Consider the following 23786-nt stretch of genomic DNA (forward strand, 5'->3'; position numbering starts at 1 on the left):
GCTTTTCTACTACTGTGTCGGCAGCGCAAATCGCACCTTCACTTCAGTACCGGGTTCAACCTGCGTGCCGGGTGCCGGGTCCTGCCCTATGGCAATCCCCGAACCCTCTATTCTAAGCTTTAAACCTTCAGAGACCAGGATTCGGTTGGCTTCGCGAATCGATTTTCCCCGCACATCCGGCACCAGCACCATCCCTTCAGCAGGGGTCTGCGCACCCTGGGCCTGTTGCTGGCCTTCGGCCTTTCGCTCGGTGTAAAGCAGCACGGTGGTACCTGACACGACCTTAGCCCCTGGCTTGGGTACCTGGTCCTTTACGACAGTACCTGCCTCGTCAGCCAAATACTCCAGCCCTGCCTCTTTAAGGGCCTTAACGGCCTGGTCCACCTCCATGCCTATTACATCAGGCACTTCCACCTGCTGCACTTTATCCTGGGCTTCTTCGTCAAACACCGGCTCAACACCTAGATACTTAAGGGTATCCTCCAAGATATTTTTTACATAAGGCGCCGCAATGACGCTACCAAATGTAACCGGCGCTTCGGGTTCATCCACCATTAACAGCGCAATCACCCGTGGGTTGTCAGCAGGTGCAAAGCCGATAAACGAGGATATGTTCTTATTGGGTATGATCTTGCCGTCTGGCCCGTATTTTTGCGCAGTGCCCGTTTTGCCGCCCACCCTGTAACCGGGTATATAAGCATTTCTGCCGCTCCCTTCAGTCACAACGCTCTCCAGCACTTCCCTCATTATTTTTGACGTCTCGGGCGATATAACCTGCCTTATCTTCTGCGGCGTAACGGTTTTGACCACTTCTTCCTTTTCTTGCCCTTTTTCGTCAACTACCACCTTTCGAAGCTCCTTGGCTATATAGGGCCTCATCAAGTTTCCACCGTTTATAACCGCCGAAACCGCTGTAATGAGCTGAAGGGGCGTAACCGAAATGGCCTGCCCAAAGCCCATCCTTGCCAGGTCTACGTTTTTCACCGCACTTTTAGGCATTATGATGCCCTTCTCTTCGCCGAGCACATCTATTCCGGTAGGCTGACCAAATCCAAATCGTTCCAGATATTGATAAAACTTATCCTTTCCCAGCCTCAGCGCCAACTCCATAAAAACAGGGTTACAGGAATTCTGCACTGCTTGGGGAAAAGTTTCGTGGCCATGGCCCCCGGCCCTCCAGCAGTTTATCCTCTGCCCGTCTACTATTTTATACCCTGGACAGTTGAAAGTGCTTCTTAAGCTGACAACCCCTTCCTCCAAAGCCGCAGCAGCCGTTATTATTTTAAATGTAGAACCCGGGTCAATGTTCTCCTTGCAGGCAAAGTTTTTGATGTACTGCTGCATCTGCTCGAAATTGCCTATATCGCGTGGCGGGTTATTGGGGTCAAAAGTGGGCCAGTTTGCCATGGCGAGTATCTCGCCGGTATTAGGGTCCATCACTATGGCATACACCTTTTTGGGGTTGTACTTGGCCACCACATTGCTGATCTCTCTCTCGGTGAAGTACTGTATGACCTGGTCGATGGTAAGCATAAGATTAAGCCCGTTGATGGGCGGTATATACCTGTCTACATTATAAGGCATTTCTCGGCCTGCGGCATCGGTCTCCATTACTATTTTGCCTGGGAAACCTTTTAAATACTTATCATAGTACAGCTCTATGCCTTCCTGACCCTTTAATCCTTCCCCGGGCTCTGCGTATTTCATGGTAAACCCCAAAACATGAGCGGCCAGGCTGCCGTTGGGATAATACCTTTTGGGCTCCTCGGTGAAGTCAAGGCCCTTGATGTTGAGGGTACGAACCTTGTTAGCAGTCTCCCTATCAACCTGGCGCTTTATCCACACGTATGTGCTTGAGGTATTGGATAGCTTTTTGTACAGCTCATCCTCATCCAGCCCAAGAATGGGCGCTATCAAAGAAGCCACCCTACGCGGATCGCTTATCTGGCTGGGCCTTGCAGCTATGGACTCGGAAGTGGCGCTCTGCGCAAGGACCTTGCCGTTTCTGTCTTTAATGACCCCCCTCCTTGGAAATACATCCAAATCCCTTGTCCATTGATCCACAGCCTTTTTCTGAAGGTCTATTCCCCATATCAGCTGTATGTATCCTACCCTTACGGTCAGGGCAAAAAAAATTAAAGTAAATATCAATAACAGAGCCACCAAGCGCTTTCTATGGGTAACCCCTGGTAACGCCACGGAATTACCACCCCCTCGCATCCCCCTTCAGTCAATTAGCCTCAGGATTATATCCCATATACTGGTTTCCTGATGCTTTGCCACCTCTGCCTGTTTCTGTTCCATTTCATTCTCGGGAAGTTCAACATACTGTACCTGCGTCTGATGAGGGTAGTTCATATGAAGCTGATTTCTGGCAACCTCCTCTATCCTTCTCAAATCCTCACTTGCCGCAAGCTCCAACTTCAACAGTTCGCTCTGCTTAAGCGCTTCATCCAGCCTTTTCTCAAGCTCCAGTATACGCTGATGGTTCTCCGCAATGGCGGCATGCCGGCTCACTACCAGGAATGCCATTACAAACCACAAGGCCACCAGAATTATGGGCTTTATCCTGCTGGCCCGCTTTGGCCTGGGTTTAGCCTTCGGCCTGGATTTAACCTCGGTACGAGACTTGGGCAACGGCTCTGCATAATGTTGTCGTTTTGGAGCTACTACCAATTTTATTCATCCTCCTTATCTTTTATGTATCCTCATCCCTGGTAGCAGTTCATAATTTCTGGCAGCACCTTGCTTTGGCGCTGCGCGAACGAGGATTAAGGGAAACTTCCGCCGGTGTAGGGGTCACCGGCTTGCTGGTGAGCACCTTCACCAAAGGTCGTTTGCCGCAGATACACACCGGAAAATCAGGGGGACATGTGCAGGGGTTACTCAAACGGCGAAAAGCCTCCTTAACTATCCTGTCCTCTAGGGAGTGAAAGGATATGACACACAGCCTCCCACCAGGCTTTAACACATCCACCGCGCTTTCTATCGCCCCGGGGAGCAGGCTAAGCTCCTGGTTTACCTCTATGCGTATGGCCTGAAAGGTTCGCTTTGCAGGATGTGGACCCTCTCGCCTGGCGGCTGCAGGAATAGCTTTTTTTATGACGTCCACCAGTTGGCTTGTGGTGTTAATAGGCCTGCTTTTCACTATAAACTCGGCTATGCGCCCGGCCCACCGTTCTTCACCGTACTGCCTTATGACCCGCTCCAATTCTTTCTGCGAATACTCGTTGACGACATTGTAGGCGCTGAAAGCCTGCGTTGGGTCCATCCTCATGTCAAGCGGCGCATCCTGCATATAGGTAAAACCCCGCCATGCCTCTTCAAGCTGATGGGATGAAACCCCAAGGTCCAGAAGTACTCCGTCGACAGCATCTATGCCCAGGCTTTTTAGCACTTCTTTCATGTCAGCAAAGTTGGCGTGTACCAGTTTAAAACAGCCTTCAAACTCCTTAAGCCTTTCCCGAGCCGCTTCCAGCGCATTAGGATCTCTGTCTATGCCGATCAAAAAGCCACCTGGAACAATCCGCTTCAATATCTCATAAGCGTGGCCCGCTCCGCCAACCGTCCCATCCACGATAACTTGTCCGGGATGGCAGTTCAAAAGCTCAAGTACCTCATGCAGCAACACCGGCGTATGCTTGAACTCCATCTATCCACTCCTCCGGATCTCAAATCCCCAGCTCCGCCATCCTCTCCACAATTGCCTCATGGTCGAGACTGGAGGCATTATTATACTCATCCCATCTGTCCTTGCTCCAAATCTCCACCCGGGTAGACACGCCTATTATGACCACGTCCTTCTCCAGCCCGGCATACTCCCTCAAATTAGCCGGAATTAGAATCCTTCCTTGCTTGTCCAGCTCGCACTCACAGGCACCCGCAAAAAAGAAGCGTATAAAAGCTCGGGCATCCTTATTGGTTAAGGGAAGTGAACGGAGCTTCTTTTCTAAGATGCCCCATTCCTCATTGGGGTATGCAAACAGGCAGTGGTCCAGCCCTTTGGTGAGCACAAATCTTTCACCCAAACCTTCCCTGAACTTGGCTGGCATTATGACTCGGCCTTTGGGGTCTATGGTATGCTGGTACTCCCCAATGAACAAGCCCCCACCCCCTTAACCTATTATCCCACCACTTTTCCCCACTTTCAACCACTTTTATGAATTTATTCTCTAAAACTTTTAAAATTCCTGCTACAAACTAAAAAATAAAAATAAAAAAACTCAAATTTAATGCCCTGGTCCTAAAAATATTACTTTTATACTATCAATTCTCAAGTAAAAAGCCCTGTTTCTGACAACCTATCTGGTTTTCAGAAACAGGGCCTTACCCATTTCAAACAACACCTTTAAAACTACAGTTTATCCCATCAACCTATAACCTATTCCCGGCTCTGTAATAATATATTTGGGTTGTATAGGGTCATCTTCAATCTTACGTCGAAGCTGCCCTATATAAACTCTCAAATAGTGTGTTTCATTCTCGTATTCCGGTCCCCATACCGCTTTTAAAAGCTGTTTGTGCGTTATCACCTTGCCGGCATGAAGCGCCAATAACTTTAATATCTCGTATTCAGTAGGAGTTAGTTTTAATTCATTTCCTTTTAACGTTACCATATGTTTTGATAAATCTATCACAAGGTCACCAACCGTTATAACCGGGTCATCATCTGATTTGGCAGCATGGCGCAATGCTACCCGAATCCGTGCCAATAATTCACCCATACCAAAAGGCTTGGTTATATAATCATCAGCGCCTGCATCCAAAGCGGCTATTTTGGTTTCCTCCTGCCCCCTTGCAGAAAGAATTAATATAGGTACTTTTGACCATTCCCTTATTCTTTTTATAACATCTATACCATCCATGTCAGGAAGTCCTAAGTCCAAAATCAACAGATCTGGATGAAATATTGCCGTCTGAATAATGGCATTTTGACCATCCTCTACTTCTTGAACATGATACCCATGAGCTCTTAAAACAATATTTAAAAGCCTCCTCACTTCCTGTTCATCATCAACCACTAAAATCCTTGCCCCATCTGAAGTCATTTGTCATCCCCCAACAGACCTTCTGGTCTTTCTTGCTGAACTGCAGAAATAGGTAAGCTAATACTAAACCTGGCTCCTTTTCCCTCCCTATTTTCCGCTTTAATCTTGCCTCCATGGGCCTCAACGATGCCTTTACAAATCGAAAGCCCTACTCCCGTACCACTAACATGCTGTGATGTTTCGGCTCTATAAAATTTATCAAATATTCTCTCCAGGTCCTCTTCAGGTATGCCTATACCTTCGTCCTCCACCTCTATTTCTACAGTTTTTCCCAAAGGTTTAGCCCTTATTGTTATAGGCGAGCCTTTTGGAGAATATTTAATTGCATTATCCAGTAAATTTATCATCACCTGTTCCATCAAGACAAAATCCACATAAATGAGTGGCAAATTCGAGTCAACATCTACATTGACCAAACGCCCCTCCAGGCGATCCTTTAATCGAGTCAAGGCAGAGCCTATGATATCTTCCAAAGCACACCAATCCAACCTCAACCGTAAATTCCCAGATTCAATTCTAGTCATGCCTAGCAAATTTTCTACTACAATATTCATCCTCTTAGCTGAATTGAGTATAGTAGACAACATGTTACGGCGCACTTCTTTGTCATATAAACCTTCTTCTTCCAGCAATGTAGTCGCAGCCCCTATTATAGAAGATAAAGGTGTCCTCAGTTCATGGGATACTGAATCTAGCAATGCTACCCTCAATTGCTCCGTTTTAGCAAGAATCTCAGCCTTTTTAGCTTCCTCTGATAAACATATGCGTTCCACTGCAATGGCTGCAAGGCCTGCAAACGCGTCCAGCAGTTGCCACTCATCCGGGGTTAAATATCTATCCTCCCTTTCAAATTTGACACCCAGCACGCCGAAGGTACTCTTTTGTGTCTTGAGAGGGATATATACAGCCTTAGCATCGCTTAAGGTATCTGTACCAAATCCTGCCTTTTCGCCATGTTCATACACCCATGTAGCAGTTGCCCTCTCTTTTTCCCCAAAACAAAACGAATTTGCTCCATTGCTCTGCAACACTCCAACATCCTTTTCTTCATTACGATCGCTAGTTGCATAAAAATCCATTCTAAGCTTTCCTTTGTCATCAGGCCTTAATATCATAGTATCCGCATGAAATATATTGCATATCTCTCGGGTCACCATCTCTAAAAGATAATTGGTATCAGCTGTTGCTGCTATGTTGCGACTGAGCCGGTACATGGCAGCCGTTCTCGCTTCCCTTTTCTGAGAAGCCTCAGCTATTTTGGTAAGCCGCGAGATTAAAGAACTTATTATTATGGCTGTTATCATAAACATTATAAGATTTAAAACGTAACCCACGTTTGCAACACTAAATGTGCGCAATGGCGGTATAAAGAAAAAATTTAAAGCTAACGCGCTGACAAAAGCTGTAAAGATCCCTGACAACAAACCTGAACGAGTAGCACTTATAAGTACAGGTATCTGGTATATTAATGTCAGATCAGCCGTATTCAGTATCTTCTCAGCCATTTTGCACAAAAAAGTAAAAGCAGCGACAATAATCACAGATTTTATAAAAGGCATAAGAGAGACCTTTTGTGTCATTTCTTTATACTTTTGCGTCCATGACCTCTCATCCTGGTCTACCTCACCCGTTATAATGTGAACGCTTATGCCACGGCTTAAACGCAATATCCTGTCAACCAATGAACCCTTACAGATATCTATCAATTTAAACCTAAGCGGCTTTCCTATTACTATCTGAGTTATATTTTTAGAACGAGCAAAGTCTATTATTTCCTTAGCAGGATCGCTACCTGTAAGTATTACCGTCTGAGCGCCCAAATTTTCTGCTAATGAGAGATTTTTACGGAGCCTCTGTTGCAACTTCTCATCATTGAGACCTTCTGGTCTCTCCACATATACAGCATAAAACTCAGCCTCTAAGCGATTAGCCATACGCCCTGCAAAACGTATAAGATTGGCCGACAAAGGGCTTGGACTTATGCATACCATTATACGTTCCTTAACAGGCCACGGTCCTCTTATATCATGAGCTTTCATGTACTCATCCAACTGCTTATCTATACGTTCAGCAGTACGCCTTAATGCCAATTCTCTTAATGCCTCAATATTACCCTTCCTAAAAAAATTCTTTAATGCTTTATCCGCCTGCTCAGGAACATAAACCTTTCCTTCTTTAAGCCTCTGGATAAGTTCATCGGATGAAAGGTCTATTAGCCTTATCTCACTCGCCTGTTCCAATATTCGATCAGGGACGGTTTCCCTTACAACAACCCCCGTGATTTGGGCAACCACATCATTTAAACTCTCAATATGCTGAATATTAAGGGTTGTAAACACATCTATACCATTATCCAATATTTCTTCTACGTCCTGATACCTCTTATGATGGCGTGAACCCGGAACATTAGTATGTGCCAGCTCATCGACAAGCACAATCATAGGTCTGCGGGCGATGATGGCATCCACATCCATTTCTTCAAACACGGTTCCTTTGTAAACTATCTTCTTAGGAGGAATAACCTCAAGTCCTTCCACTAATTTTTCAGTATCCGGCCTTTTATGGGTATCCACCCACCCTATTACGACGTCAATGCCCTTGCTTTTTCTTTCATGAGCCGCTGAAAGCATAGCAAAGGTCTTACCCACGCCAGCGGCAGGGCCTAAAAATATTGTCAATTTACCTCTTTTGTCATCAGTTATTTTTTCTAAAAGCTTTTCAGGATCCGGCCTAACTTCACGTTCCATAGAATAACACCTTTTCCTTAACACATCAATTATTCTGCGAGATTCTCGAAACGAGGTCATCAAGGGCAACGTTTAACTCTAGTACATTCACCCTTTCTTCACCCAATATTCCAAATTGCCTTCTTTTTATGTGAGTATCGATGAGCCTTTTCAACACTGCTTCAGAGATACCCCAAACTTTAGCTATGCGAGGTACTTGCAAATAAGCCGCTTCAACGCTTATATCCGGGTCTAGCCCACTGGCAGAAGCTGTTACCAAGTCTGATGGCACTAAAGCATCCGCAGGCAGCCTATTTTCCTTCCGAATCAAATCGGCTCGCTTCTTTATCTCATCAATCAAAATCCTATTAGTAGGCCCTAAGTTAGAACCTGACGACAAAGTTGCATCATAACCCTTACCTGCCGCCGATGGTCGGCCATGGAAATATCCCACACTGGTAAAATTCTGACCTATCAATTTTGAACCTACCACTCGGCCGTCTTTTATAACCATACTTCCATTCGCCTGGTATGGGAAAATTATCTGGGCAATTCCTGTAACCATTAGCGGGTATACAACCCCTCCAATGACGGTCATAATTACAACCATCAACAACGCGGTCAAGGCCTGCCTTTTCACATTTGTCATCCTTTCTTCTATAACTCGTTACAATTATAGCACAGAATATCCTGTTTAAGCTAACCCTAAAGCAACGACTATCCAGTCAATAATCTTTATTCCTACAAAAGGAACAATAAACCCACCTAATCCATATATAAGTATATTCCTTTTTAGTATACCTGCTGCTCCTATAGGCTTATAACTAACACCTCTTAAGGCAAGAGGGATAAGCGCTATAATGATAAGGGCATTAAATATAATGGCTGAAAGCACAGCGCTCCTAGGAGTAGCAAGATGCATTATATTTAGTCTCTCTAAAACCGGATAAGCGCTGGCAAATACAGATGGTATTATAGCAAAGTATTTTGCAACATCGTTGGCTATGCTAAAAGTAGTAAGCGCACCGCGGGTCATCAAAAGCTGCTTGCCTGTTTCCACTATCTCTATGAGCTTTGTGGGGTTACTGTCAAGATCCACCATATTCCCAGCTTCCTTTGCAGCCTGAGTACCTGAATTCATGGCTACACCCACATCAGCTTGTGCTAAAGCCGGTGCATCATTAGTACCATCACCCGTCATAGCTACAACATGTCCCTGATTTTGGTAATCCTTTATCAGCTTCAACTTCATTTCAGGAGTAGCTTCCGCTAAAAAGTCATCCACTCCAGCTTCAGCCGCAATAGCTGCAGCAGTAAGAGGGTTATCACCAGTAATCATAACGGTCTTTATGCCCATACGCCTCAGCTCGGCAAACCTCTCTTTTATGCCACCCTTTACCACATCCTTGAGATAAATAACCCCCAGCACTTTGGCACCTTCGGCTACCACCAGCGGCGTACCCCCATTTTTGGCTACCCTTTCCACAATTGCTTTCACTTCTTCTGGCATCTTACCTCCTTTGAAACGCACATACGCTTCAATGGCATCCGCTGCCCCTTTACGGATTTCACGACCCTGCAAATTTATACCGCTCATGCGCGTTTTGGCACTAAATGGTATAAAATTTGCCTTCATATTTGAAAGGTCTCTTCCCCTTAAGCCATACTGCTTTTTGGCCAGCACTACTATACTGCGGCCTTCTGGCGTCTCATCAGACAACGATGCTAATTGAGCAGCATCCGCCAATTCTTCAGCCTTTACCCCCGGGGCTGGAATAAACTCGGTAGCTATTCGATTGCCAAGAGTAATAGTCCCAGTCTTGTCCAATAAAAGTACGTCCACATCGCCCGCGGCTTCAACTGCGCGCCCCGACATCGCTAACACATTCTTTTTAATCAACCTGTCCATTCCGGCAATACCAATAGCATTCAAAAGTCCCCCAATTGTAGTAGGTATAAGACATACCAACAAAGCTATTAAAGTAGGTACAGATACCCGTATCCCAGAATAAATCGCGTAAGCTTCCAATGTGACGGTAACTAACAAGAATATTATTGTAAGGCCTATCAAAAGTATATTCAATGCAATCTCATTTGGCGTTTTTTGACGCTTTGCACCTTCTACAAGGCTTATCATGTGATCGAGGAAACTTTCTCCTGGGTCTGATAATATCTTAACTTTTATCCAATCAGAGATGACCTTGGTACCTGCCGTGACCGCACTGCGATCGCCGCCTGATTCCCTTATCACAGGCGCCGACTCACCTGTTATGGCGCTTTCATCCACAGATGCAATACCTTCTATGACTTCTCCATCCCCTGGTATTGTATCCCCTGTTTCCACTAACACAATATCACCTTTTCGCAGAGAAGTCCCAGGAACTATTTCTATCTTGCCTGAAGCAAGAATCTTTTTCGCCATGATATCCTGGCGCGTCTTACGTAAGGCTGCAGCTTGTGCTTTTCCACGGCCCTCTGCCACTGCTTCGGCAAAGTTGGCAAATATAACCGTAAACCACAGCCATGTAGCTATCTGCAAATCAAAAAATACCGACAACACCCCCATAGTAAATATATTCTTTAATACTATTCCTGTGGTCAACAGGGCACCTATTTCCACAACAAACATGACAGGATTATGGATTTGTTTTTTGGGGTTTATTTTACGAAAGGAATCTTTTATGGCCTCTTTGAACATTGGCCGAGTCAACCCAAAGAACATTACATTCTTGTCGTCATTTCCCTTGCGTACCATATTTTATCCCTCTTTTTAGAATAATTTACCTGATTGCATCAACAAATGCTCAACGATAGGTCCTAACGCTAACGCCGGGAAAAAGGTCAATGCACCCACAACCAGCACCACAGCTACCAGCAATGCCACAAACAACAAACCTGTAGTAGGAAATGTACCTGGTCCGGCGGGAATCTTCTTCTTACTTGCAAGACTCCCCGCTATAGCTAGAACAGGCAATATTACTCCAAAACGTCCAATTAACATCGCAAAAGCCACAGCCATATTGTAAAAAGGCGTATTAGCCTTTAGCCCCGCAAAAGCGCTGCCATTATTGCCAGCACCTGAAGCAAAAGCATAAAGTATCTCACTCAATCCATGAGGTCCCGGATTGTGTATGGAGGATGTACCTGCTTTAATCGAAACAGCCAATGCACTTCCCACGAGTATTGCCGCCGCTGGTATTAATACGGCCAAAGTGACCATCTTCATCTCCCGCGATTCTATCTTTTTGCCAATATATTCCGGAGTACGCCCTACCATAAGCCCTACTATAAATACAGTCAGAAGGACAAACATAAGCATTCCATATAAGCCCGACCCGACGCCACCAAATATCACCTCACCTAACATCATTTGCAACATGGGCACTAATCCTCCCAGGGGCGTGAGGCTATCGTGCATAGCATTTACCGCACCACAGGATGCAGCGGTAGTTACGGCAGCAAACAACGCTGAGTTGACTATACCAAACCGCACTTCTTTTCCTTCCATAGCAGTAGACCCGCTTATTCCCATATTCGCTATTATGGGGTTGCCTGCCCTTTCTGATGCGTAAAGTATACCGAACATCATGAGAAATAGCAAAAGCATAGCCTCAAAAATAGCCCAGCCTTGCCTGGCGTCATTTACCATCTTCCCAAACATATATGTTAACCCAGAAGGTATTAAAAATATAGCCAACATCTCAAGGAAGTTACTAAATGGAGTAGGATTTTCAAACGGATGCGCTGAATTGGCATTGAAAAAACCACCACCATTGGTACCTAGTACTTTAATTGCCTCCTGGGATGCCACAGGGCCCATGGGAAGGGTTTGATCTGCACCTTCTAGAGTCTTTATTGTCTTATAGGGGCTTAAATTTTGTATAACACCTTGAGATACAAGAACGATAGCCAATACCAACGACAATGGCAATAAAACCCACAACACGCTGCGCGTAAGGTCAACCCAGAAATTACCTATTGTCGTTGCTTTTTGTCTAACAATACCTCGTATTAACGCTATTGCCACCGCCATACCAGTGGCAGCCGACACAAAGTTTTGAACCGTTAACCCTACCATTTGGGTAAAATAGCTCATGGTAGACTCTCCACCATAAGCTTGCCAGTTGGTATTAGTCACAAAGCTGACTGCCGTGTTGAAAGCCACGTCCGGTTTCACAGCACTAAACCCTTGTGGATTAAAAGGCAAATATCCTTGAAGTATCTGTATAAAGAAAAGCACTACTATACCTATTAAATTGAATGTCAATAACGATAATGCATACTTCTTCCAATCCATTTCTTCTCTTTCATCAACACCAGTAAATCGATACACCACTTTTTCTATCGGCCTCATTATAAAGTCCATAAATGTATGCTCACCGTTAAAGACCCTTTTCATGTATACCCCTAATGGTATTGTCAATACAACAAGAAACACAACGTAAACCACTACCTGCACCATATCCATAAAAATATCCATAATCATAAATCCTCCGCCTTCAATAATGCATATACAAGATAAAGAAGTAATCCGATAGATACAACGACTCCTCCTATTAACTCTACATCCATATCTTCATCACATCCCCTTTGAGATAAAGGAGGTTATTCTTCTCCATAATTTAACAAACAATCTTCCTAAACAATCCTCTTATTAAATATTGTCTAAACATTCAACCTTTTTATAAGTAAATCATACAAACGAAACCCTATAACCTAAATAACTTACGCAAACTCTCCAAAACACTACCAAAATCCCTCACTCCTTTACACACAACAAAAACCCCTTCATGACTTTTATCAACAATATTTACATCGCAAACTAACATAACACATAATATAATCATCATTTTGTTCGTTGAGATTATATATCACAACCTTTGGTCAAATTGGCATCAATAATTCCATCAAAAGCATAAAAAAAATATAAAGAATAGCAGAATTTTGATTTAAACCATCAGGCGATATTCTGGTACGCAAACTGTTTCTCGTAAAGCTGCCTATACAGGCCTCCTTTTTTGAGCAGCTCATCATGGGTGCCGATCTCCTTTATCCTGCCCTTGTCAATCACTATGATCTTATCGGCATTCCTTATGGTGGAAAGCCTGTGGGCTATGATGATGGTGGTCCTTCCACCCGATATATTGGCCATGGCCTGTTGAATGGCCATCTCGGTCTCGGTATCGATGTTGGCCGTGGCCTCATCAAGCACAAACACGGCAGGGTTAAAGGCCACCGCCCTGGCAAAGGAGATGAGCTGCCTCTGTCCAGCAGAGAAGGTACAGCCCCTCTCCTTTACCTCTTCATCATATTTATTGGGCAGGGACTCGATAAACCTATCGGCGCAAACCAGCCTGGCTGCCCGCACGATGTCCTCGTCAGTTACGGAGCTGTTCCTCAAACGTATATTTGACTTGATATCTCCTGAAAACAGGAACACATCCTGCATCACCACCGCTATCTGTCGCCTCAAATCCCTCAAGTTGTACTCCCGTATGTCCATCCCGTCTATCAATATCTTCCCCTTTTGTATATCGTAAAACCTGGCCATAAGGCTTATGATGGTGGACTTCCCAGACCCGGTGGCTCCTACAAAGGCTACCGTCTCCCCGGGATTGATCTTAAAACTGACGTCCTTCAGCACCCAGTTTTCATCGTCGTATGCAAACCACACGTTCTTAAACTCGATCTCTCCCCTGATGCGCTTGACATGCTTTCCTTTTTCCATGTCCTCTAAAAACTCACGGGTATCCAGCAAATCGAATATGCGCTCTGCCGAAATCAAAGCCGACTGTATGGAGGTATAGAATTCTGCAATCTCGTTGATGGGGGCAAAAAATTGCTTGATGTAGGTTATAAATGCGTAAAGTATGCCGATTTCCAGGTGTCCGCCTGTGATCCTGCCGCTGGCATACCATATCATGAGTGCAATGACCAAGGTATTTATGACCTCTATGATGGGCCTGCCCAGGCTGTTTAAAACCACTTCCCTGAGGCTGGTGTCAAAATACTCCTTATCCAGCCTTTGAAACTCTTTAAGCTTTTCCTTTTCCCTGTTAAATATGCGGACCAGCTTCATGCCGGATATGTTTTCAGCCAAAAAGCCATTTATCCTGCCTATGAGCGCCTTCATCCTTATGAAGTTCTTTCGAGCCGCCCTTCTGTAAATTATAGTGACCAAGACTATCATGGGAATGCTGCACATGCTGATGAGCGCAAGGTAAGCATCCATGGCAAACATGGTGGCCACGATCCCTAAAATCATGATTATATCTTTCAGGGAATTGACCAGAACGCCCGAAAATATCTCATTTAAAGCCTCCACATCGTTTGTCACCCTAGTGAGTATCCTTCCCGATGAGTTTCGGTCAAAGAACTTCATCGACATGTTCTGTATATGGGTAAAAAGCTGATTTCTTATGTCGTACATTATCTTTTGGCCGATATAAGTGAGTATATAGGTTTGAGAGTATGTCAGCCCACACCCCACAAGCACGACTGCCATGTACAAAAGCCCCATGCGCACAAAGACGTCGGGCGCATATATCTTGACAGCCAGATAGTCATCTATGATGCGCTTTATGATATACGGCTTTACAATGGTGGCGCCGTTTATCAAAAACGCAAACAGTATATTCAAGGCCAGAAGCGGTAAATAGGGCTTAAAATACCCAAGAAGCCTTAAAACCAAAGCCTTTTTGTCCCTACGCAGAGAATATTCGCTATCAATTCTATAATCCATTTTAAAATTACCCCCTTGCACACAACAGGTTATCTTCAACCTGCTCCATTTGAGAGATGTACAGGTTATAATAAGCACCTTTAAGCCTCATAAGCTCCTCATGGGTACCTCTTTCGATGATCCGCCCTTCATCCATAAATATGATTTGGTCACAGTACCTCACCACCGAAACCCGGTGGGATATCACTATACCAGTACGCCCTTTCAGCACATTTTTGAGGTTTTCTAAAATCTTTTGTTCGGTCTTTGTGTCCACAGCCGATAAGCTGTCATCCAAAATGAGTATAGCGGGGTCTTTGACTATGGCCCTGGCTATAGAGACCCTCTGCTTCTGACCGCCTGATAAGGTCACCCCGCGTTCACCCACGACGGTATCAAAACCATCGGGAAAAGACATTATTTCATCGTATATGCCGGCCAGCCTGGCAGCCTGTTCGATCTGGCCATCATCATATACGGGCTTGAAAAACTCGATGTTGCTTTTTATGGTGGTGGAGAAAAGGAAATTGTCCTGGGGAGCATAACCTATGTTTTCCCTCAACACTTTAAGCGGTATGTGGTTTATATCCCTTCCTCCTATGAATATGTGCCCATCTTCAACCTCGTACAGCCTCAAAAGGAGATTGACCAGCGTGGTCTTGCCGCTTCCAGTTTTGCCTAATATGCCCAGGGTTTGACCTTCTTTTATCTCCAGATTGATGTCTTGCAGCACCTTTTTGTCGGTACCCGGATAGGCAAAAGTTAAATCCTTTATTACAATGTCTCCTTTCAGCCTTTCAATCGCTGGCAAATCATCATCTGACCTGTCGTTTAAGCCAAAAAGGGAGACGGTAGCCAGCGCGTTCTCGGCATCTTTCTCGCTCCTATGGCAAAATATCCTGTCAAGCCGCTGAATGGAGGCCAACCCTCTCTGCCACACCTCTATAATCCTGCCTATGCTCACAATAGGACCCATGATCACCATGATATATGAGCTAAAAGCCACGTAGTCTCCCAGGGATATTATACCCTTTGCCACCAGCCCGCTGCCGTATATGATAAACAGCACGGTGCTTATGCCAAAAGCCAGCTGGGTCACCGGCCCCAGCACGGCAGACACCCTGGTGAGGCTCATCTGCGTATCAACCCGTGCCTGGTTGTATCTTAAGAAATCTTGAACCTCTTCCTCTTCTTGTGCAAAGGCCTTTATCACCCTGATGCCTGATATGTTCTCCTGGACTTTGCCGGATATTTGGGCAAAAGCTTTTTGTACCGCACCAAACCTCTCCCTGATCTTCTTCCGTAAAAGGTATATGACCATAACTATGATGGGCGCAGGCGCAATGGCCATCAACGTCAATACGGGATTTATGGTCCTTACCATGATGATGATTGATATGGTGTTAACCACAAGGCCATCCAGTATTGAAGTGAGACCAAAGCCAAAAACCCTCCTTATGGCCTGTATGTCGTTTATGGCATAGGCTATGAGGTCGCCCGTCTTGTTGTTGTCATAAAAGGAAACCGGGAGCGTCTGCATATGGGCAAACAGCTTCTCTCTTAAATAGCACTCGAGGTATCTGTTGCTGCCCACCAGGAAGTACCTCCATGTAAACCTCAGTATGAATACCGCCACAGTAGCGGCCACCAAAATAAGCAGGTATTTATTGGTAACCGAGGCAGGCATCCTGTCGTTGATGCTGTCGGTCACATAACCCATTATCTTGGGTATCATGGAAGATATAAATGATGTGATAAACAGGACAATTATACCTATTATATAGCTCCATTTGAACTGCTTTATAAACTCCCATAGAAGCTGCGCAGTTTTCATGATAGCCGAGCGCAGAATACTCCCTCTTTCTCAAGATAGAGAGGAATGCGCTCTTACCTCCTTTCTACTTGCGTCTATTTGTGGCGGCGTCACGCAGTTCCTTATAGAAGCTGCCGCGCATTTTGATCGTTACCAGAGCCTGATTAATTTACGTAAAAAGCAACACACTTTTTCACAGCAAACTCAAATTGACAGCCATTGGCAACGTTCAACCGCTAATACCCCCTACACCAACTCTTGGAAAAGCCAATATACCTCTCAAAATAGCACAATAAGACCTTCATCAGCCCTACAAAATTACCAAAAAATCCCCTTTAAGCTTACTCCTTAAGACGACTCCCTGATGACAAATTCCGAAGGCAATACAATGGTGGGAGCTATGCTTCCATCGTCAATGGCTTTAAGGACCATCTCGGCGGCCTTTAAACCCATGTCATAAAGGGGTAGTTCAATGGAGGAGAGGGTAGGGTAAATGAGCTCGAAAAAGTTGGAGGAACCCACAGCTACAATCCTGACATCCTGGGGGATCCTTATGCCCAGCATGTGGCACGACTTTACGGTCAACATCCCAAACCTTGGAGAAGCGGCAAGTATAGCATCAGGACGGGAATCCCTGCCCTCAAGCAATTCCATTATGGCCCTGCATACCTCACCGTTATCCTGTCCTCCCAAAACTATACGGTCATCTTTAACCTGGTATCCGTGCAAGACCATGGCTTCTTTAAAAGCCTCAAGCCTTTTATCATTGGCACGCCGCGGAACGGGGCCGGCATAGGCTATATACTTGACCCCCTTGGATTTAAAATACCCTATGACCTCCTGGATGTGGGCTAAATGGTCGGTACATACCTCGCCCACATCTTTTCCGGAGGAATAGGTGTTGACCATCACATAAGGGATGCCCATGCTGTCCATATATGCCATGTCCTCATCGGATATAGAAGCGAAAGCAAAGATTATGCCGTCGATCCTGTTGGAGTTGTAATACTTTATAAACTCGGCTTCCTGTATGGACTCATACTTGTTAAACAGCAGGCTTACTGAATAGTTGTGGGCCTGAAGCCCATCCCTGATACCCTCTAAGGTCTTCATAAAATAGAAATTGGTGACATTTCTGTCGGTGACTACGCCCACCGACATCGACCTCTTAAGCTTCATTCCTCTGGCAATCTGGTCAGGGTGATAATTGAGCTTCTTTATGGCGTCTAATACGGCCTGCCGGGTCTCGGGCCTTATCTTTATTCCCTTTACATTGTTGAGTATATACGACACCGTAGCCTGGGAAACACCGGCCTCCCTGGCTACATCCTTGCTTGAAACCGACTTTTTCTTCCTCATATTTTACCTGCGTACCAGACCACCTTCCTCAAGATGGTAAATACGCGCTCTCCCTCCCTTCTAAATGATGTAAATTTACGCCTTCTTTTGCAGCTATACTCCTGATACCGCGTTGCCAGCCAATACTTATCATCCATTTTTTCGTCCTATTAATCCTCCTCCATTACCCCCTCATGCACTTATACGTATAAATTATTCTTTGACATTAATTTATACGTATAAATGGAGCCGTAAATAGGTTGAAATGCGCTATTTTTAAAGAAGTATGCTCTCCTGGTCCGATAGAGTATCGAACATAACCTGGTTTATTTATACGTATAAATTCTAAAGCATATAAACTGATTTGTCAATAACAACCAGCCAAAAAGTTAAAAAGGCAGATCAGCTGCCTTTTTAACTGCTGAAGCGTCCGTGAAAGCGCTTCAATTTATAGATTTGGTACGAATTTCCTCCAAAATCATATTCATAAACTGTTCAAGCGACATGGCACCAAGGTCTCCCCTGCCACGTGCCCGCACAGCCACTGTGCCACTTTCCTGCTCTTTGTCGCCCAGAACAAGCATATACGGAATCTTTTCCAGCTGTGCCTCCCTCACCTTGAAGCCTATCTTCTCGTTTCTCAAGTCGGTCTCCACTCTGATGTCAGCATCCCTCAGCTTTTGAGCTATCTCCTCGGCATAAGCGTTGGTCCTATCGGTAATGGTGAGCAGGCGTACCTGTACCGGCGCCAGCCATGTGGGGAAGGCACCAGCAAAGTGCTCTATAAGTATTCCTATAAACCGCTCAATGCTTCCAAACACCACCCGGTGTATCATAACCGGACGATGTTTCTCGCCATCCGGCCCAACATAGGTGAGATCAAACCTCTCAGGCATCTGGAAATCCAGCTGGATGGTACCGCACTGCCACGTTCTGCCTATGCTGTCTTCAAGGTGGAAGTCAATCTTGGGCCCATAAAAAGCCCCGTCCCCCTCATTGACCTTGTACTCAAGGCCCTTTGCCTCAAGGGCCTCCCTTAAAGCGTTGGTAGCCCGCTCCCAGTCCTCGTCAGAACCCATGGAGCTCTCTGGCCTTGTGGACAGCTCCACATGGTACTTAAACCCAAATATGCCGTAAAAGTAATCCACCAGGTCAATGACGCCCAGTATCTCGTCCTTGATCTGCTCTGGCAGCATAAAGATATGGGCATCGTCTTGCGTAAAACAGCGCACCCGCATCAGGCCGTGCAGCACGCCCGAAAGCTCATGCCTGTGGACAAGTCCCAGTTCGGCTACCCTAAGGGGCAGTTCCCGGTAACTGTGCACCTTACGCTTATAAAGGATCATGCTGCCTGGGCAGTTCATGGGCTTTATGGCATAATCCTCGCCATCAATCTTGGTGAAATACATGTTCTCACGGTAATGGTCCCAGTGTCCTGAGCGAACCCACAGGTCGCGGTTCAATATTATGGGCGTCTTTATCTCCTGATAACCCCTCTTGTAGTGTTCTTTCCTCCAGAAATCCTCAAGGATATTGCGAATGATCATGCCCTTTGGATGGAAGAACGGGAACCCCGGCCCCTCCTCATGGAGGCTGAAGAGGTCTAGCTCCTTACCCAGCTTTCTGTGGTCTCTCTTCTTTGCCTCCTCCAGGCGCTGCAAATACTCATCCAGCTGGCTCTTTTTAGGGAAAGAGACTCCGTATATCCGCTGCAGCATCTTGTTTTTCTCATCGCCGCGCCAGTAAGCACCGGCCACGCTGAGCAGCTTTATGGCCTTGACCATACCTGTAGAGGGAAGGTGCGGACCGCTGCACAGGTCCACGAAATCTCCCTGTTTGTAGAACGAAATCTCGGCCTCCTCCGGTATATCCCCAATGAGCTCCACCTTATAGAGCTCGCCTCTCTCCTTCATGAACTCAACGGCCTGCTCCCGAGGCAGCACAAACCTCTCAAGGGTCAAATCCTCTTCGACTATCCTGTTCATCTCTTCTTCGATGGCCTGCAAATCTTCAGGCGAAAAAGGCTTTTCCACATCGAAGTCATAATAAAACCCGTTGTCTATTGCAGGCCCAATGGCCAGCTTTGCGTCCGGAAACAGCCTTTTCACGGCCTGCGCCATGATGTGCGATGATGTGTGCCAGAAAACCTTTTTACCCTCATCATCGTCAAAAGTCAGGATGTTGAGATTGCAATCCTCATATACCTTTGCCGACAGGTCAACGGTGCGCCCATTCACCTGAGCAGCCACAGCCGATTTTGCCAGCTTCTTGCTTATATCGTTTACTATATCCGCTATGGCCGTCCCTTCAGGATACTGCCTTACCGAGCCGTCTTTCAGCACCACATTCACCATAACTCATTCATCCTTTCGTATAAATATTGTGAGTATTTTTTTGTAAGTATTTATTTAAACCCATTGCCACGTCAAAATTACACAAAACCAACGCTACTTTATGTAGACAATTAAAAAACCTCCCATCCCTTCAAGGGACGAGAGGCTACCCGCGGTTCCACCCTTCTTGGTCCCAAAATCAGGACCCACCTCCACTGGCCGTTAACGGAGCCAACCGCCATGCTCAAAGGGTGGTCTTCAACTGGACCTAGTGCGGAATGCTTCCAGCCTCAGGCATCCCTTCTCTATCACCGGTTTCCAGCCTACTCTTCCTCATCATTGCATGTAAGTTGTAGACTTCAACTCCTTTTGGAGTTATTATAGGCCAGGACCACAAGCAAGTCAAGCCCCGGTTTTTCAATTCTGCGGATACAATCCCTCTTGGCTCATCACCACTTTGCCCTTAAAAACCTTATTTATGGTATTCAAAAGCTCGGTATTCTTTATTTTTTCATATCCATGTATGGTGATCTTGCTGGGCGCAATGGTTATCAGAGAGCTTATCAGCAGGTCATCATAGGTCATCTCGGTATCGGATATCTCCCTGGCAAGCTCCTTCAATATGTCATTGTTTATCACCCTCATGCTATCGTCCAGCAGTATATATTTTTTGTCATCATCCACAAGAATGTGAACCTCCCTCACCTTTGGCTCCTGGATTTCCACAAAATACCTGAGCAGCTTGATAAACTCATTGTACTCCCTTTCTATTAAAACTTCTTCCACCATCTTATCGACGGTCTCTATGAGTTCTTTCATGAAGTCCTTTAATCTAAACCGTATAAAACCCTCTACGATGAGCTCATTATGGGTATCCATATGTTCCAAAATCCGCTGCTTTACAAAGCCATGCCATTTTTGCTTGAACTGACCAAACAAGCTTTGGGAGCCACTACCTTTAAATACGGCATTTAACACTTCCTGCTTGATCTGTTCTCTATCTTCAGTTTCAAAATAATAGTACTCGTCTTCTATAATCTTGTTTACCAACCTATGCTGTAAATCATTTACTATAAAATCAGATAATATATCGGCAATACGGCATTTCAAGACATCCCTCAATTGTCTCAACGATTCATTTTCCAGCTCGTTTACGATATAATTTATAAACAGCAGGTTACCTGCTTTCCTCTCTTCAATCTTAAACCCTTGAAACCTTATATCCTCCATCTTCTTTATAACCGAATCCATAAGGCCAAGGTTGTATCCTTCAAAACCAATGGAAAAAAGCCGCATCGCATCACTCCCTCCATCTAAATCCCTTGACCTAAGCCAATTCTCGGTAAACATTATATGCGGCATTTCTTCAATAGTTGATTCGTATTAGTAGTATTCCCAACAACCCATTAAACTCACTATGCATTAACTGGTTATATAGTATGGCATTTACATATAAAAATAAAAATTGGGAACGACTTTTTAAAGCCGTTCCCTTTATTTAGACGTCCTCCCCTCAGCAAATTTAAGTGGACTTATCACACCTTTAAACTTCAGGTAAACTTCAAAGTAAAAATTGCAATTATAAAGCATCGCCGCTGTCCAATCCCTGGCCAATCTTCTTGTATATCTCGATCCTCTCGTTGAGGTCAGGATGTCTGCGCACAATGTCCGGCGAAAACATTCCCTTAGCTATATCAAGGGTGGCCATCCTTTCATGTCCGATCAAAGCCCATGTGGCATCTATGAGATTTTTAAACTCCTCGTCTCTCAAATGGGTACACACAAACGGCTGCCTGGGAGAATTTATATCCTCCCCGCTTATCTGGAAAAAGCCGTATTTTTCGCATAATGACTTTACCCTCTTAAGCTGCTGCAGCGTGTTTCGCGAAGGCATGTAGGTCACCGCATTAAAACCCAGCTGGCTTATCACCTCAAACAGCAGCTCAAGGTAATCGTCTTCAAACTTCTGGCTTCTCTTGTCGCCGGTAACCGAATCGGTCACATCGCCCAAATACGCGTAAGCCAAAATAGCACCTATGCTCCTTGCAAGCTCCACCACTTCCCTTATATCAGGGCATTCTTTCGTGGCATCGATATAAAACCGCGGCACCAAATCGCTCTTTAAAGCCCCCAGCAAGTCATATTCATAAAAGGGATTGTGCACATCTAGCAAGTATCCCGCCACCCTCGGACTTACCTCCAGCTTTAGCTCTTCTACCAAAAAATCAACCAAAGGCTTCCCCTTGCCGAATTTACTTACCAGCTTGAGCGACAGGGCATACAACAGGTGGCGCTCGGTTATGCTTCCACCTTCATGGCTTTTCGATAACGGCACCACGTCCTGCTCAAAGCTTAGGTAAATGCCAAACGGCTCAAATATCTCATTGATCCTGTCCACCATCAGGGCATTTCGCTTATTCCTCTCCTTGACATAGGGGACAAAAAAGTCTGCCACCGCACCAATCTGAGTATGGGGAATACCGTGTATGGCCACATACGCAACCGACTTTTGATCTGGGTTGTTGATCCTCCTGCCATTCAAAGGGGTGTTTGAAAAGTCAGCACGGCATTCAACCCCTATCGTGGTTGCAATGCCTGCAATCTTCCCCGCTTCAATGAACTCCCTGGCCCCGCTTATCGAGTCGTGGTCCATAATTCCAGCGGTCTTAAGCCCTGCTGTGTAAGCCATCCATATGGCCTTTGTAGGAGAATAGGGTGAAAAGGAATATGTAGTGTGTATGTGATTGTTGACATCATCGCCCTGACGAGGTTTTTCTATTTTCCCCTCTCGCACTTCTTGCATCAGAGCCTTTAAAGCTCCCAATCTGACGTTTACATCGTCATCGTTTAACTGCTCTACATACTGCATGGCCTCAGCATCCATAAAAATACCTCCGTTTTTATAGCTTTGCTATAATTTTTCGGATATCATTTCCGGCGCAAGATTTAAGACAAAATCTCTAATTATTTTCGCGCTCTTCAACGCCTGCCGCATATCCTTTTCTTCTAACACCACTTCCATTGGATACCTCGGTTGAACACCATAAGCAGTTAGGTCGGAACACTGATCGGCTATACTTACAAAAGTGTCGGATATTTTTATACAGAGCTTGCACAATTCATTTAAATCATGGATTTTTGGAGGATCTATGCCATGCAAGACAAGATACCCTTTAAGATATTTCTCGGCAGATTGCTGGCAGTGATAACAAATAATTTCGATAGGAATAGGATGCATCTTTAGTAAGTGTTCAGCGCATCTTAAATCTAATTCCGCAAGTCTTTGCCATTCTTGTGCGCGTGCTCGGCTATCCATACAGCACCACTCCTTCTCGTGCTATTTGCCGCTCAATAGAAGGAGTGGACTTGCGTTCATCGAACTTGTTTTTTTTGCTCACTATTATATCCACAGGCATTGTTTTTTTATCCCGAATTGCTCTATAAATTAACCTCATTGCATCAATTTCTCTAATTTTTGCATCCTCTGGCATTACCACATAAATATCCAGATCTGAATCCTCATGTGGTACACCGTTTGCATAAGAGCCAAACAAGAATATTTGCTCCACAGGAACTGTGTTTATTATTATATCTTTGAGGATATTCAATTCGTCGTGTATTCGTTTTTCCAATACCAACGCCTCCGGTTACCTGGAATTCTAATATATTCATATATCAAATTTAATGTGATGTCAACATTCTTAACATTTTTGCAGAAATTTCGCATCTAATTTCCAGTATAAATTTTTTGTAATAAGGAATCAACGTTTTTCCATTTTATTGTAATTCTGGAATTTGAAAAGACCA

The 23786-nt window shown here is 45.0% G+C and carries 19 protein-coding genes; all 19 read right to left on the bottom strand.

The window, feature by feature from the left end; genetic code table 11:
- Positions 1–9 precede the first annotated feature (9 nt).
- Positions 10–2199 carry a stage V sporulation protein D gene (locus JOD02_RS10640; protein WP_204489397.1) on the bottom strand — a complete coding sequence of 730 codons (2190 nt, stop codon included), beginning with the start codon at positions 2197–2199 and terminating at the stop codon, positions 10–12.
- Positions 2200–2226: 27 nt separating this feature from the next.
- Entirely contained in the window at positions 2227–2676 is a 450-nt protein-coding gene (locus tag JOD02_RS10645; protein WP_204489398.1) for a septum formation initiator family protein, read from the bottom strand.
- 49 nt (positions 2677–2725) lie between these two features.
- Positions 2726–3652 (bottom strand): 16S rRNA (cytosine(1402)-N(4))-methyltransferase RsmH, encoded by a 927-nt coding sequence (gene rsmH, locus JOD02_RS10650; RefSeq protein ID WP_204489400.1) that lies wholly within the window; start codon positions 3650–3652, stop codon positions 2726–2728.
- A gap of 19 nt (positions 3653–3671) precedes the next feature.
- Positions 3672–4103, bottom strand: coding sequence for a division/cell wall cluster transcriptional repressor MraZ (gene mraZ / locus JOD02_RS10655; protein ID WP_204489401.1), 432 nt, complete (start codon positions 4101–4103; stop codon positions 3672–3674).
- Between the two features lie 258 nt (positions 4104–4361).
- Positions 4362–5048, bottom strand: coding sequence for a response regulator (locus JOD02_RS10660; RefSeq protein ID WP_204489403.1), 687 nt, complete (start codon positions 5046–5048; stop codon positions 4362–4364).
- A complete protein-coding gene (locus tag JOD02_RS10665; RefSeq protein WP_204489405.1) occupies positions 5045–7795 on the bottom strand; it encodes a sensor histidine kinase in 2751 nt (916 codons plus the stop codon). The genes JOD02_RS10660 and JOD02_RS10665 overlap by 4 nt, the downstream gene beginning before the upstream one ends.
- A gap of 25 nt (positions 7796–7820) precedes the next feature.
- Positions 7821–8423: a potassium-transporting ATPase subunit KdpC gene (kdpC, locus tag JOD02_RS10670; protein WP_204489406.1), complete on the bottom strand. Its 603-nt coding sequence runs from the start codon at positions 8421–8423 to the stop codon at positions 7821–7823.
- Positions 8424–8468: 45 nt separating this feature from the next.
- On the bottom strand, positions 8469–10496 hold the full coding sequence (gene kdpB, locus JOD02_RS10675; RefSeq protein WP_243426518.1) for a potassium-transporting ATPase subunit KdpB: 2028 nt from the start codon (positions 10494–10496) through the stop codon (positions 8469–8471).
- Between the two features lie 48 nt (positions 10497–10544).
- Positions 10545–12254 carry a potassium-transporting ATPase subunit KdpA gene (gene kdpA / locus JOD02_RS10680; protein ID WP_204489408.1) on the bottom strand — a complete coding sequence of 570 codons (1710 nt, stop codon included), beginning with the start codon at positions 12252–12254 and terminating at the stop codon, positions 10545–10547.
- Positions 12255–12256: 2 nt separating this feature from the next.
- Complete coding sequence (gene kdpF / locus JOD02_RS11940; RefSeq protein ID WP_204489409.1) at positions 12257–12346, bottom strand: K(+)-transporting ATPase subunit F; 90 nt, start codon at positions 12344–12346, stop codon at positions 12257–12259.
- Between the two features lie 385 nt (positions 12347–12731).
- The gene (locus JOD02_RS10690) at positions 12732–14516 is read right to left on the bottom strand and encodes an ABC transporter ATP-binding protein (protein WP_204489411.1); all 1785 of its coding nucleotides are present in this window, start codon (positions 14514–14516) and stop codon (positions 12732–12734) included.
- A gap of 7 nt (positions 14517–14523) precedes the next feature.
- A complete protein-coding gene (locus tag JOD02_RS10695) occupies positions 14524–16329 on the bottom strand; it encodes an ABC transporter ATP-binding protein (protein ID WP_204489413.1) in 1806 nt (601 codons plus the stop codon).
- 327 nt (positions 16330–16656) lie between these two features.
- Positions 16657–17667 (bottom strand): LacI family DNA-binding transcriptional regulator, encoded by a 1011-nt coding sequence (locus JOD02_RS10700; protein ID WP_204489414.1) that lies wholly within the window; start codon positions 17665–17667, stop codon positions 16657–16659.
- A complete protein-coding gene (locus JOD02_RS10705; RefSeq protein ID WP_204489416.1) occupies positions 17664–17804 on the bottom strand; it encodes a hypothetical protein in 141 nt (46 codons plus the stop codon). The genes JOD02_RS10700 and JOD02_RS10705 overlap by 4 nt, the downstream gene beginning before the upstream one ends.
- 285 nt (positions 17805–18089) lie before the next feature.
- Positions 18090–20000, bottom strand: coding sequence for a threonine--tRNA ligase (gene thrS / locus JOD02_RS10710; RefSeq protein ID WP_204489418.1), 1911 nt, complete (start codon positions 19998–20000; stop codon positions 18090–18092).
- Between the two features lie 396 nt (positions 20001–20396).
- Positions 20397–21275, bottom strand: coding sequence for a putative sporulation protein YtxC (gene ytxC, locus JOD02_RS10715; protein WP_204489420.1), 879 nt, complete (start codon positions 21273–21275; stop codon positions 20397–20399).
- Between the two features lie 283 nt (positions 21276–21558).
- Positions 21559–22863 (bottom strand): PHP domain-containing protein, encoded by a 1305-nt coding sequence (locus JOD02_RS10720; protein WP_243426512.1) that lies wholly within the window; start codon positions 22861–22863, stop codon positions 21559–21561.
- Between the two features lie 27 nt (positions 22864–22890).
- Positions 22891–23295 carry a HEPN domain-containing protein gene (locus JOD02_RS10725; protein WP_204489422.1) on the bottom strand — a complete coding sequence of 135 codons (405 nt, stop codon included), beginning with the start codon at positions 23293–23295 and terminating at the stop codon, positions 22891–22893.
- Positions 23288–23611, bottom strand: coding sequence for a nucleotidyltransferase domain-containing protein (locus JOD02_RS10730; protein WP_204489424.1), 324 nt, complete (start codon positions 23609–23611; stop codon positions 23288–23290). The genes JOD02_RS10725 and JOD02_RS10730 overlap by 8 nt, the downstream gene beginning before the upstream one ends.
- Positions 23612–23786 lie beyond the last annotated feature (175 nt).

The organism is Caldicoprobacter guelmensis (assembly GCF_016908415.1).
Classification (GTDB): domain Bacteria; phylum Bacillota; class Clostridia; order Caldicoprobacterales; family Caldicoprobacteraceae; genus Caldicoprobacter; species Caldicoprobacter guelmensis.

Bases quoted from the DNA above. Each gene is read 5' to 3' on its own strand.
- JOD02_RS10665 (WP_204489405.1), bottom strand. From the start codon at position 7,795: ATGGAACGTGAAGTTAGGCCGGATCCTGAAAAGCTTTTAGAAAAAATA.
- ytxC (WP_204489420.1), bottom strand. From the start codon at position 21,275: ATGCGGCTTTTTTCCATTGGTTTTGAAGGATACAACCTTGGCCTTATG.
- kdpC (WP_204489406.1), bottom strand. From the start codon at position 8,423: ATGACAAATGTGAAAAGGCAGGCCTTGACCGCGTTGTTGATGGTTGTA.
- JOD02_RS10690 (WP_204489411.1), bottom strand. From the start codon at position 14,516: ATGGATTATAGAATTGATAGCGAATATTCTCTGCGTAGGGACAAAAAG.
- JOD02_RS10725 (WP_204489422.1), bottom strand. From the start codon at position 23,295: ATGGATAGCCGAGCACGCGCACAAGAATGGCAAAGACTTGCGGAATTA.
- kdpF (WP_204489409.1), bottom strand. From the start codon at position 12,346: ATGGATGTAGAGTTAATAGGAGGAGTCGTTGTATCTATCGGATTACTT.
- kdpA (WP_204489408.1), bottom strand. From the start codon at position 12,254: ATGGATATTTTTATGGATATGGTGCAGGTAGTGGTTTACGTTGTGTTT.
- JOD02_RS10705 (WP_204489416.1), bottom strand. From the start codon at position 17,804: ATGGATGATAAGTATTGGCTGGCAACGCGGTATCAGGAGTATAGCTGC.
- JOD02_RS10660 (WP_204489403.1), bottom strand. From the start codon at position 5,048: ATGACTTCAGATGGGGCAAGGATTTTAGTGGTTGATGATGAACAGGAA.
- kdpB (WP_243426518.1), bottom strand. From the start codon at position 10,496: ATGTTCTTTGGGTTGACTCGGCCAATGTTCAAAGAGGCCATAAAAGAT.
- JOD02_RS10700 (WP_204489414.1), bottom strand. From the start codon at position 17,667: ATGAGGAAGAAAAAGTCGGTTTCAAGCAAGGATGTAGCCAGGGAGGCC.
- thrS (WP_204489418.1), bottom strand. From the start codon at position 20,000: ATGGTGAATGTGGTGCTGAAAGACGGCTCGGTAAGGCAGTATCCTGAA.
- JOD02_RS10695 (WP_204489413.1), bottom strand. From the start codon at position 16,329: ATGAAAACTGCGCAGCTTCTATGGGAGTTTATAAAGCAGTTCAAATGG.
- JOD02_RS10720 (WP_243426512.1), bottom strand. From the start codon at position 22,863: ATGGATGCTGAGGCCATGCAGTATGTAGAGCAGTTAAACGATGACGAT.
- rsmH (WP_204489400.1), bottom strand. From the start codon at position 3,652: ATGGAGTTCAAGCATACGCCGGTGTTGCTGCATGAGGTACTTGAGCTT.